The organism is Lonsdalea populi (assembly GCF_015999465.1).
GTDB lineage: Bacteria > Pseudomonadota > Gammaproteobacteria > Enterobacterales > Enterobacteriaceae > Lonsdalea > Lonsdalea populi.
Map to the genome: position 1 here is coordinate 1,365,723 of NZ_CP065534.1, position 13,479 is coordinate 1,379,201.

1 protein-coding gene (cut by a window edge) is annotated in these 13,479 nt (G+C 63.1%); it reads right to left on the reverse strand.

The window, feature by feature from the left end:
- Positions 1-13,479 carry the 3' portion of a non-ribosomal peptide synthetase gene (locus tag I6N93_RS06080; RefSeq protein WP_197669190.1) on the reverse strand. It continues 4,293 nt past the right edge of the window, so only the last 13,479 of its 17,772 coding nucleotides appear in the window; its start codon lies beyond the right edge, outside the window; its stop codon occupies positions 1-3.

The following is a 13,479-nucleotide window of genomic DNA, read 5'->3' on the forward strand; positions in this document are numbered from 1 at the left end:
TCACCTCGCAGGGGGCAGATGTGCCCGCAGCCAGGTGGCCAACTTCTCGACCTGCGGAGCGGACAACATCGTCATGTGATTGCCCGGCATGAGACGCATCTCAAAGTGAGCGGCATGCGAGCGCCATTGCTGTTCATTGGCTTCTCTCTCTGCGGCGTCCCCCTCTTCGGCGCTGATGAGATGCGCCAGCCCCGCATAGCGCGCGCGCGGCGTATACACCGTATTGAGATTTGCCTGCATGACCTGAACGATGCCCGACAACACCGATGTCGTCATCTGGGGCGAGAAAATACCCGCGCTCACCAATGCGCCGTGCAACGCCTTAATCTGCTCATCCGGCGTCATCCCCTCGAAATCAGATCGCGTCAGCGCCAAGGGCTGAGTCAGCAGCATATTGTAGATAGCGATTAACTTCAGCAGCGTCTCGATACGATCGATAGACTTCGGCGGGCAGTTCGGTGCGTCGGGCGCATCGGTATCGATCAGTATCAGACTGGCGACCGATTCTCCCTGAGCCTGCAACTGCAAGGCGATATCAAACGCTATCCACCCGCCGAAAGAGTGACCTAATAGGTGATACGGCCCATAAGGCTGCGCCTGGCGGATCGCTTCAAGGTAGGTTCGCGCCGCGCCTTCGACGCTGACGTGAGGCGGTAGACCGCTTTCCGTCAGACCTCGCGCTTGCAGAGCGTTCAAGGGCTGTTGAGGCGGTAATGATAGCGCCAGCTCAATAAAACCGGAGGCGTTGGCGCCGGCGCCGGGAATACAGAACAGCGGCGGTGTCCCCGGCGCGCCGTTTTGGATAATGATATTTGGAGTATCGTTGCCCGATAGCAGATATTCGCTGAACGAATCGACTACCTGATTCAGCAAGGGCGGCTGCATGATCGTATAGTGCGTACCGCCGATAGGATGAATCACGGAATCCTTGCCGACAATGCCTTGCCAGCCGTGCCACGGATCGTCGCCGACCGATAAATGATCGGCGGTATACAGGTGGACCGGCAGGGACGACGCCGGCGCGATATGACCATGAACACATTGCAAAATGGTTTTCCTGGAGGATATTCGCAGCAGAATATCCTCTTGGGTCACCCCGTCGGGCAGCCATCCCCGACGTCGGCAAAACGCGACGGCGTTGTTTACCTCTTCGATCTGACTCAGTTTATCCAACGCCTGTTCATCGGTGACGTGCAGAGTGTTACGCAGATATTTAATCATCGTGGTAATACTTTCCCGCTCATCGTTTACCGGCGCAGCGCGCCGTTCATTTTCCGTACCGCGATGGATCTCACCAAGGTTGTAAGAATCAATCATGCCGAGGAAATCAACGTCTTCTCCGCTGCTAATCAAGTGGATGGCGATTTCATAGGCCAGGGCGCCCCCCATCGACCACCCGGCGAGACGATAAGGGCCGTGATCCTGAATACGGCGAATGGCCTGAATGTGATGAAGAGCCAGTTCCTCAATCGATGTCGGCGGATTATCCGCCGCATGGATGCCGAGCGCATGCAGTCCGTAGACCGGCAGCGACGACGGCAGCAAGGCGGCCAGCGGCGAATACACGACCGGATCGCCCGATGTTTCGTGTACCAGGAACAACGGCGGCAGATCCCCGTCAGGACTTAATGGCACAGGGTTTTCAGCGATGGGCAAACCGGGTTCGATGATGTCGTCATCAATCTCCAACGCGAGATCGCATAGCGTTGGATGAGCGAACAAGGCGGACAACGATACTTCTATACCTTGTTGGCGCATGACGTTTAACAATTTCACGGCTAACAGCGAATGCCCGCCAATTTCAAAAAAGCGATCGTGACGGCCGACGCGCGCTAATCCCAGCAGCTCTTGCCAGATCTCGGCCAGTGCGGTTTCCACCTCGCCCTGCGGGGCTTCATAACCGCGGCTGACCACCGCCGACCGATCGGGAGCGGGCAGGGCCTTGCGGTCGAGCTTGCCGTTCGGCGTCAGCGGTAAGGCGTCGAGAGTGACGAAGGCGCCCGGCACCATATACTCGGCCAACTGCTGGCTAAGTTGTTGACGCAGAACGATCGGATCCAGCGTCGCATCTGCCTGCGGGCAGAGGTAAGCCACCAGCCGGGTGTCGCCGGGGCTGTCTTCGCGGGCGACCACCACCGCTTCCCGTACGCCGGGGCACTGCATCAGCCGGGCTTCGATTTCGCCGGGTTCGATGCGGAAACCGCGCACCTTGACCTGAAAGTCGTTGCGCCCCAGATACTCGATGCTGCCGTCGGGCCGCCAGCGGCCAAGGTCGCCGGTCTTGTAGAGGCGGGCGTCGGGCGTTGTTGAGAACGGATCGGGAATAAAGCGCTCGGCGGTGAGTTCGGGGCGGTGCAGATAGCCGCGCGCCACGCCGGCGCCGCCGATGTAGATCTCCCCGGCTACGCCGAGCGGCGCCGGCTGCCCCTGCGCGTCCAGAATATAGATCCGGGTGTTGGCGATCGGGTGACCGATATAGGGGAGCGGCCGGGTCAGACCGTTTAGCGCGGACCAGATCGTCGTTTCCGTCGGGCCGTACATATTCCACAGCGTATCGACCCGCTGGAGCATCTGCGTGGCCAGCTTCTCAGACAGCGCCTCTCCGCCGCACAGGGCCTTGAAGCCGACGGGCAGAGAAAAATCGGGCAGTTGCAGCAACATCCGCCAGGTTGCAGGCGTGGCCTGCATAAAGGAAACCTGATGGCGGACAATCAATGCGGCAAGCTGCTGCGCATCGGCCGCCTGACTCTGCGTCGCCAGAACCAGCTGAGCGCCGGATAATAACGGCAGGAAGAGCTCCAGAATGGAGATGTCGAAGCAGAGCGAGGTCACGCCGAGTAAGACATCCTCTTGCGCCATCCCCGGCTCCCGGCGCATCGACCACAGGAAGTTGACCAGATTGACGTGTTCAATCATGACGCCCTTGGGCTTGCCGGTGGAGCCGGAGGTATAGATGACGTAGGCCAGATGGCGCGGCGTCAGCCCCAGCGCCCGGGCGTCGGGATTGCCGTCCGGCGAATCCTGACCGGCGGTGCGCGGGTCGTCGAGGAGCACGGTAGGCAGGCGGCTGTCCAACCGGTCGAGCAGGGCGTGCTGAGTGAGCAGCGTGACCGGTTTGCCATCCTCCAGCATGTAGCGCAGGCGCTCGGTGGGGTAGGTTGGGTCGAGGGGGATATAGGCGGCGCCGGCCTTGAGGATAGCCAGCAGGGCGACGACCATCTCCGGGCCGCGCTCGACGCAGAGGGCGACGCGGTCGTCGGGCCGGACGCCGAGCGCCATCAGGTGATGCGCCAGCTGATTGGCGCGGCGGTTGAGTTCAGCGTAACTCAGCGTCCGTTCGCCGAAGACGACGGCGACGGCGTCGGGGCTTCGCTCAACCTGCGCTTCGAACAGTTCATGAACCAGTAAATGCTGCGGGAAATCGGCGTCGGTGGCGTTGAACGCCTCCAGCAGTTGCCGGCATTCGTTCTCCGGGAGAATCGGCAGGCTCAGCGCTGCCTGATGAGGCGTATCCTCCAAAGCCGCGATCAGGTTGCTTATCGTGGCGAGCATAAAGTGAATCAGGCGCGCAGGATCCACCTCTGCGTCGGTTTGGGCGGTGAGACTGAAGTTATCCCCCAAATCGTCCACCGACAGCGTGAGTGGATAGTTGGTGCGTTCTTCTACGGTCAACAAGCGCATCCCGTATCCCCCCGCGTCCCTATCGCTTGAATCAGAGCGGCTATGACGGTAGTTAAGCAGCGCGCTGAACAGCGGCACCGACGGCTCGATGCCGCTACAGCGCTGCGCCAGCGCCAGCGGGGCTTGTTCATGCTCCAATAGCGCCATCAACTTGCGGTAGGTATCCCGAACTAGCTCCAGCACGCTGCGGTCTTGGAGGGGAATTCGTATCGGTAGCGTATTGATAAAAAATCCCATGACGCGATCGGCGCCGGAGACGCCTTGCAAACGCCCGGACAGCACCGAACCGAAGACTACATCGTCACGACCGCTGGTGTGCGCCAGTACCAGCGCGTATGCCGCGTGGAATAGAACGCTGGGACTGAGGTTCAGACGACTGGCCTGAGCGCGTATCGCCAAAGCCAGTGTAGTGTCCAGCTTCAGGCGTGATTCGTGCACATTGTCGCCATTGCCTTGTACGTTCAGTAAACCAAAGGGCGCGGTTGGGGCATCCACATCCGCCAACTGGCTATGGAAATAGGCCTCATGAACTTCGGCCGGCGTACTGCGTATCTGGGCAATAAAGTTCCGATAAGGCGGCGGAACGGGCAACGCATCGGTCCGTTTCTGCAACAGCGATCGGATCTCTTCAGCAATCAGCACTAGCGTGACATGGTCGCTGACCAGATGATGCAGGCGCAGCGCCAACAGCCACTCATCGTGAGCCGGGTCGTAGGCGATATCGGCGGCTAATAGCGGCGCCTGACGCAGGTCGATCCGATGGTGACGCGGGTCGATATGCGCGCGTAGCTGAGCCGGAACATCCTCTTCCCCACTTGGTACGAAAGTGTTCACCGGCAGCGTTGCGTGTCGCCAAACGACCTGCACAGGTTGGCTAATCTCCTGCCAGCAGATGGCGGTACGCAGGATATCGTGACGGTCAATGACCTGTTGCAGCGCATCCAGAAAGGCGTTCAGCCGTTCCCTGCCATCAAAGGCTTCGAGGGCGGTAAGCAGATAGGCGTCGCCTCGCTCCTGCAACAGATGGTGGAACAGCATGCCTTCCTGCAACGGGGCGAGCGGATAGATATCCTGCACATTGGCAGCGCCGCCGGATACGGTCTCGACGAGGGTATCGATCTCCGTCTGGGTCAGCGTCACCAGCGTCAGCATATCCGGGGTAATGGCGCGACACCCCTCGGGAATGCGGTTGGGCGGTATGACGAGAGGCGGATTATCCTGATGGTCTTGTATCGCCGCCGCCATCTCATAGAGGACCGGCGAGGAGAAGATGCCGCGTACATCCAGCGTCCAGCCCCGGTGACTCAACTGTTCTATCAGGCTGACCGCCATCAGAGAATGGCCGCCGAGCTCGAAGAAGTTGTCGTGGCGGCCGACGCGCGCGACGCCCAGCAGCTCTTGCCAGATGTCGGCCAGCGCGGTTTCCGCCTCGCCCCGCGGCGCTTCATAGCCTTGGGTCGCCACCGCCGTCTGGTCGGGGACCGGCAGCGCCTCGCGGTCCAGTTTGCCGTTTGGGGTGAGCGGGAACGCTTCCAGCGCCACAAAAGCGCCGGGGATCATATACTCGGCCAGGTGTCGGCTGAGCCGGCGGCGCAGGTCGGCGGGCGTCGGTTTCGCGCCGAGCCGGGCGCGGAAATAGGCCGCCAGCCGTTTCTCTCCCGGCGTGTCTTCGCGGGCGACCACCACGGCTTCCAGAATACCCGGACACTGCGCCAGCCGGGCTTCGATTTCGCCGAGTTCGATACGGAAGCCGCGCAGCTTGACCTGAAAGTCGTTGCGTCCCAGATACTCGATGCTGCCGTCGGGCAGCCAGCGGCCGAGGTCGCCGGTCTTGTACAGCCGGGCGTCGGGCGTCGTTGAGAACGGGTCGGGGATAAAGCGCTCGGCGGTCAGCTCGGGGCGGTGGAGGTAGCCGCGCGCCACGCCGACGCCGCCGATGTGAATTTCCCCGGCCACGCCGAGCGGCGCAGGCTGCCCCTGCGCATCGAGGATATAAATCCGGGTATTGGCGATAGGCCGGCCGATGGGGGGGATCCGCTTATCCTGCGCATCACAGACGTAGACGGTGGCGCAGATGGTGGCTTCCGTCGGGCCATAGGCGTTGATCATCCGGCGTCCGGCGGCCCAGCGTTTGACCAGGGCCGGCGGGCAGGCTTCGCCCGCCAGAACCAGCGTTTTCAGGTCGGGCAACGCCGCCTTGGGCTCCAGCGCGCCGGCCGCCACGGGCGGCAGGGTCACATGGGTGATGGCCTGGGATTGCAAGGTGTGGAGCAGGGCGGGACCGGGCAGCAGGTCGTCGCGGGTCGCCAGCACCAGACACGCCCCCTGAGTGAGCGCGGCGGCCACTTCAAAGAAGCAGGCGTCAAAGCTGAAAGAGGCGAATTGCAACAGGCGTGCGGAGGGCGTTACGAGCAGGATGTCGGCCTGCGCGCGGGCCAGATTGCACAGGCCGCGATGCTCGATCATCACGCCTTTGGGCTTGCCGGTGGAGCCGGAGGTGTAGATGACGTAGGCCAGATGGCGCGGCGTCACGCCCAGCGCCCGGGGGTCGGGATTGCCGTCCGGGGTGTTCTCGCCGACGGTGCGCGGGTCATCGAGAATGACGGTAGGCAGGGTGACGCTCAGGCGGTCCACCAGCGCGGACTGGGTGAGCAGGGCGACGGGTTGGGCGTCGTCGAGCATATAGGCTAAACGTTCGGCGGGGTAGCCGGGGTCCAGCGGCACATAGGCGGCACCGGCCTTGAGGATAGCCAGCAGAGCGACGACCATCTCTAGACTGCGCTCGGCGCAGAGGGCGACGCGGTCGTCGGGCCGGACGCCCAGCGAGATCAGATGATGCGCCAGCCGGTTGGCGCGGCGGTTGAGCGCGTCGTAGGTGAGCGAGCGCTCCTCGAACAGCACGGCGGCGGCGTCGGGGGTGCGTGCGGCCTGCGCCTCGAACAGCTGATGGATCAGGGCCTGCTGCGGGAAGTCGGCGTCGGTGGCGTTGAACGTTTCCAGCAGTTGCCGGCGCTCGGCGTCCGGCAGCACCGGCAGTGAGAGAATAGCGCGCTGCGGATCCGTTTCCAACGCGTCGAGCAGGCTGTCGATCGCCGTCAGCAGGTAGTGTGCTACTCGCGCGGGATCAATTTCCGCGATGGTTTGAACCAGTAAGCTGAAGTCGTCTCCCTTATCATCCACTGAAAGGGTAAACGGATAGTTGGTACGTACATTCTCTGCCAGCATACGCATGCCGTCCCACGTTGTGACATATTGGCTCTTCGGCGTATGGCGATAGTTGAGCAAGGCGCTGAACAGCGGCATCGGCGGCGCCACGCCGCTGCAACGCTGGGCCAGCGCCAGCGGCGTCTGTTCATGTTCAAGGAGCGTAGTCAGGCCGTGATAGGTGGATTGTACGGCGTCGAGCACGCTGCGGTCCGCCAGAGGAACGCGCAGCGGCAGGGTGTTGATAAACATTCCCATCACCCGATCGGCGCCGGCTGAGCCCTGTAGACGACCCAGCAGCACGGAGCCGAAAACCACGTCGTCGCGGCCGCTGGTGTGCGCCAGCACCAGCGCCCAGGCGACATGAAACAGTACGCCGGGGCTAATCCCCAACTGGCGGGACTGATGGTATATCGCGCTGGACAATGAGAGCGGAAGCGGTACGCGGATGACGGCTATGTTTTCGCCCTTGCCCTGTATATCAAGCAGATCGAAAGGAAGGGTCGGCGTATCGACATCGGCCAACTGGTCGCGGAAATAGGCTTCATGCTCCGTAACGGGGACGCTCAGCGTCTGAGCGATAAAGTTGCGGTACGGCAGGGGAACCGGCAATGCATCGGCGCGGTTTTTCAATAACAGGTCGATTTCGCTGATGATCAGCGCCAGCGTCATATGGTCGCAGACCAGATGGTGCAAGCCTAGCGCCAGCAGCCATTCGTCGTGAAGCGGATCGTGGGCGATATCGGCGGAGAGCAGCGGCGCCTGATTCAGATCAAGACGCCGGGTGCGCGGATCGGTATGCGTCTGCAACTGTGCCGGCACGTCGTCTGATGAAGTCGGGACAAAGGTGTCGATCGGCAGGACCGCCTGTCGCCAGACCACCTGCACCGGCTGGCTCAGTCCCTGCCAGCAGACGGCGGTACGCAGAATATCGTGACGATCGATAACCCGTTGCAGCGCATCCAGAAACGCATCAAGACGTTCACGCCGGTCAAAAGCGATGAGATGGTATAGCAGATAGGTATCGCCCTGCGCCTGAGCGCGATAATGGAACAGAATCCCCTCCTGCAACGGAGAAAGCGGATAGATATCCTGCACGTTGGCCGCGCCGCCGGGTACGGTTTCGAGGATGGCGTCGATGTCGCCCTGAGTGAGGGTCACCAGCGGCAGCTGTTCCGGGGTGATGACGGTACAGCCTTCGGGGATAAGGTTGGGCGGGACGACGAACGCCGGTTCATCCTGAGAGTCTTGCATGGCCTCTGCCATCTCATGGAGCACCGGGGTGGTGAAAATACTCCGGACGTCCAGCGTCCAGCTCCGGTTGCGCAATTGTTCAATCAGGCCGACCGCCATCAGCGAATGACCGCCGAGCTCGAAGAAGTGGTCGTGGCGGCCGACGCGCGCTAATCCCAGCAGATCCTGCCAGATGTCGGCCAGCGCGGTTTCCACCTCGCCCTGAGGGGCTTCATAACCGCGGCTGACCACCGCCGTCCGGTCGGGAGCGGGCAGGGCTTTACGGTCGAGCTTGCCGTTCGGGGTGAGCGGCAAGGCGTCAAGGGTGACGAAGGCGCCCGGCACCATATACTCGGCCAGATGTTGGCTGAGCCGGCGGCGCAGGTCGGCGGGGTCCGGTTCGGCGTCGGCCTGCGGGCAGAGATAAGCCACCAGCCGGGTGTCGCCGGGGCTGTCTTCGCGGGCGATCACCACCGCCTCCCGGATACCCGGACACTGCATCAGCCGGGCTTCGATTTCGCCGAGTTCGATACGGAAACCGCGCAGCTTGACCTGAAAGTCGTTGCGTCCCAGATACTCGATGCTGCCGTCGGGCAGCCAGCGGCCGAGGTCGCCGGTCTTGTAGAGGCGGGCGTCGGGCGTCGTTGAGAACGGATCGGGGATAAAGCGCTCGGCGGTGAGTTCGGGGCGGTGCAGATAGCCGCGCGCCACGCCGACGCCGCCGATGTGAATTTCCCCGGCCACGCCGAGCGGCGCAGGTTGCCCCTGCGCGTCCAGAATGTAGATTTGGGTATTGGCGATGGGACGGCCGATGGGCACGAAGCTGCGCATATCGTCGCGTCGGCAGGCCCAGCAGGTGACGTCGATAGCGGCCTCGGTGGGGCCATACAGGTTGTGGAGTTCGGCGTTGAAGCGGGCAAAGAAACGCTGTTGCAGGTCGGCCGGCAGGGCCTCGCCGCTACAGATGACGCGTTTAAGCGTATCGCAGGGGGTATCGGCCCACTGCACGAACTGTTGCAGCATGGAGGGCACAAAATGCAGGGTGGTGATGCCGGCGTCCTCAATCAGTCGAGCGAGATAGCCGGTATCCTTGTGGCCGTCGGGACGGGCCATCACCAGACGCGCGCCATAGAGCAGCGGCCAGAAGAACTCCCAGACGGAGACGTCGAAGCTGAACGGCGTTTTTTGCAGCACGCGGTCGTCGGGGGTGAGGCGATAGGCGCGCTGCATCCAGACCAGACGGTTGCAGAGACCGCGATGAGCGTTCATCACGCCTTTGGGCTGGCCGGTGGAGCCGGAGGTGTAGATGACGTAGGCCAGATTGGCGGCGCTCAGGCCCAGCGCCTGCGGGTCGGGGTTGCTGTCCCGGCCGGCGTCGAATGCCCCGGTATCGAGCAGGACCACGGGGACGGCGTCGGTATGGACGGCGGTCAGACCGGACTGGGTCAGCAGGGCGACGGGTTGGGCGTCGTCAAGCATGTAGGCGAGGCGCTCGGCGGGGTAGCCGGGGTCCAGCGGCACATAGGCGGCGCCGGCTTTAAGGACGCCCAGCAGGGCGACGACCATCTCCAGACTGCGCTCGACGCAGAGGGCGACGCGGTCGTCGGGCCGGACGCCGAGCGCAATCAGATGGTGCGCCAGCTGGTTGGCGCGGCGGTTGAGTTCGTCATAGGTGAGCGAGCGCGCCTCGAACAGCACGGCGACGGCGTCGGGGGTGCGTGCGGCCTGCGCCTCGAACAGCTGATGGATCAGGGCCTGCTGCGGGAAGTCGGCGGCGGTGGCGTTGAAATCCACCAGCAACTGCCGGCGCTCGGCGTCCGGCAAGACCGATATCGTCATGATGGGGCGTTGGGGATCGACGGCCAGCGCCTCGACCAGACCATAGAGGGCGGTCTCCAGATAGCGAGCCACCCGGCCGGGATCGAGGGACGCGACGGTCTGTGCCACCAGACGGAAGCCTTGGCCCAAATCGTCCACCGACAGGGTCAGCGGGAAATTGGTGCGCTCGTCCGCGGCGAGCCGCCGCATGCCGTTCCAGACGGGGTTGTCGGACATTTGGGGTTGGCTATGGCGATAATTAAACAATGTACTGAACAGCGGTAGCGGGGGGACGACGCCGCTGCAACGCTGAGCCAGAGTCAGCGGCGCTTGTTCATGCGCCAGCAGCGCCGTCAGATCGCGATAGGCGGCCTGCACCACGTCCAGCGCGCTGCGGTCGCCAAGGGAAATGCGCACCGGCAGGGTGTTAATAAACATCCCCATCACCTGGTCGGCCCCGGCGACGCCCTGCAACCGGCCGGACAGCACCGAGCCGAAGACCACGTCGGCGCGGCCGCAGGTGTGCGCCAGCACCTGCGCCCACGCTACATGAAACAGTACGCTCGGGCTGATGCCGAACTGACGAGCCTGATGGCGGATGGTTTCAGCCAACGCCGTATCCAATGAAAGACGGACTTCGGCAATCGGCTGATGGTCTTCTTGCGTATTTAGCAGACCGAAGGGGGCGGTGGGCGCGTCGATATCGGCCAGTCGCGTGCGAAAATAGGCTTCGTGTTCCGACGCCGGGACGCTCAGGATCTGGGCGATAAAGTTGCGGTAAGGCTGTGGGATGGGCAGCGTCTGCGCGCTATCCCGCAACAACAGCGCGATTTCGGCAATGATCAGATCCAGCGTCACATGGTCGCCGACAAGATGGTGGAAACCGAGCGCCAATAGCCATTCGTCGGCGGCCGGATCGAAGGCGATATCGGCCGAGAGCAACGGGGCTCGATTCAGATTAAGACGTCGCCGGCGCGGGTCGGTATGCGCCTGTAATTGAGCCGCCACATCGTCCGGCGAGGCGGGAGCAAAGGTGTGGATCGGCAGAGGCGCATCGCGCCAAACCACCTGTACCGGTTGGTTCAGTCCCTGCCAGCAGACGGCGGTGCGCAGAATATCGTGGCGGTTGATAACCTGCTGCAGCGCCTTCAGAAAGGCATCAAGACGGTTACGGTCATCAAAGGCCAGCAAATAATTGAGCAGATAAGTATCCCCGCGCTCCTGCATGCGGTGGTGAAACAAAATGCCTTCCTGCAGTGGAGAAAGCGGGTAGATATCCTGCACGTTGGCGCCGCCGCCGGGTACGGTATCCACGATCGCATCGATCTCCGCCTGGGTCAGCGTCGCCAGCGTCAGCATATCCGGGGTAATGGCGCGACACCCCTCGGGGATCAGGTTGGGCGGGACGACGAACGCCGGTTCATCCTGAGAGTCTTGCATGGCCTCTGCCATCTCATGGAGCTCCGGGGTGTTGAAAATACTCCGGACGTCTAGCGTCCAGCCCCGGTTGCGCAGCCGTTCAATCAGGCTGACCGCCATCAGCGAATGACCGCCGAGCTCGAAGAAGTGATCGTGACGGCCGACGCGCGCGACGCCCAGCAGGTCTTGCCAGATCTGGGCCAGCGCGCTTTCCACCTCGTTCTGCGGGGCTTCGTAGCTACGGGTCGCCACCGCCGTCTGGTCCGGCGCCGGCAGCGCTTGACGGTCGATCTTGCCGTTCGGGGTGAGCGGAAAGCTCGTCAATGTCACAAACGCCGCCGGGATCATATATTCGGCCAGATGCCGGCCTAGCTGCCGGCGCAGGTCGGCGGGGATCACTTCAACGCCGGGCTGGGGTTGGAGATAAGCGACCAGCCGTTTCTCTCCCGGCGTATCTTCGCGGGCGATCACCACCGCCTCCCGGATACCCGGACACTGCATCAGCCGGGCTTCGATTTCGCCGAGTTCGATACGGAAGCCGCGCAGCTTGACCTGAAAGTCGTTACGTCCCAGATACTCGATATTGCCGTCGGGCAGCCAGCGGCCGAGGTCGCCGGTCTTGTAGAGCCGGGCGTCGGGCGTCGTTGAGAACGGGTCGGGGATAAAGCGCTCGGCGGTCAACTCGGGGCGGTGCAGATAGCCGCGCGCCACGCCGGCGCCGCCGATGTGAATTTCTCCGGCCACGCCGAGGGGGACAGGTTGTCCTTGGGCATCAAGGATGTAGATCCGAGTATTCGCCAGCGGACGGCCGATGGGCGGGATCCGCTCATCCTGTGCATCACAGACACAGAGCGTGGCGCAGACCGTGCCCTCCGTCGGGCCATAGGCGTTGATCATCCGGCGTCCGGCGGCCCAGCGGCTGACCAGCGTCGGCGGGCAGGCTTCGCCCGCCAGAACCAGCGTCTGCAAATCGGGCAATGCCGTATCGGGATCCAGCGCGCCGGCGGCCACCGGCGGCAGGGTCACATGAGTGATGGCCTGCGCTTGCAGCGTGTTAAGCAGGGCATCGCCGGGCAATAGCGCCTCGCGGCTCGCCAGCACAAGGCAAGCGCCTTGACACAGCGCCGTCGTCACTTCAGATATACAGGCGTCGAAACTGAAAGAGGCGAACTGCAGCACGCGGCTATTCGCCGTGATGCGGAATGCGTCAATCTGCGCATGAGCCAGATTGCACAGGCTACGATGTTCGATCATCACGCCCTTGGGCTGGCCGGTGGAGCCGGAGGTGTAGATAACGTAGGCCAGATGCTGAGCATTCAGGCCCAGCACCTGCGGGTCGGGGTTGCTGTCCCGGTCGGCGTCGAATTCCCCGGTATCCAGCAGGACCACGGGGACGGCATCGCTATGAACGGCGGTCTGTCCGGACTGGGTCAGCAGGGCGACGGGTTGGGCGTCGTCGAGCATGTAGGCCAAACGTTCGGACGGGTACGCGGGGTCAAGCGGCACGTAGGCGGCGCCCGCCTTAAGGATACCCAGCAGGGCGACGATCATCTCCAGGCCGCGCTCTGCGCAGAGGGCGACACGGTCGTCAGGCCGGACGCCGAGCGCAATCAGATGGTGCGCCAGCTGATTGGCGCGGCGGTTGAGCGCGTCGTAGGTGAGCGAGCTTTCCTCGAACAGCACGGCGACGGCGTCGGGGGTGCGTTCAACCTGTGTTTCGAATAACTGATGGATCAAGGTTTGCTGCGGGAAGTCGGCGGCGGTGGCGTTGAAATCCACCAGCAACTGCCGGCGTTCGGCGTCCGGCAGCATCGGCAGCGCGGCAAGCGGTTGTGTCACGTCGGCGGCCATCGCGGTCAGGACATTTTTGAGGTAGCCGGCCAGACGGACGATAGTTTTCCTGTCGAAGAGATCGGTTGCATATTCCAGCCCGCCTGTCAGGCCCGATTCCGTTTCAGTGAGCGACAGCGTCAGATCGAAATGAGCGCTGCGCCCTGTCTGTTCTATGGCGGAAAGTTCGAGTCCGGGCAGCGTCAAGGTTTGCGCCGGGGTGTTATTCAGCGACAGCATGACCTGAAAGACCGGGCTGTAGCTGAGACTGCGGACAGGTTGTAGCGCTTCCAC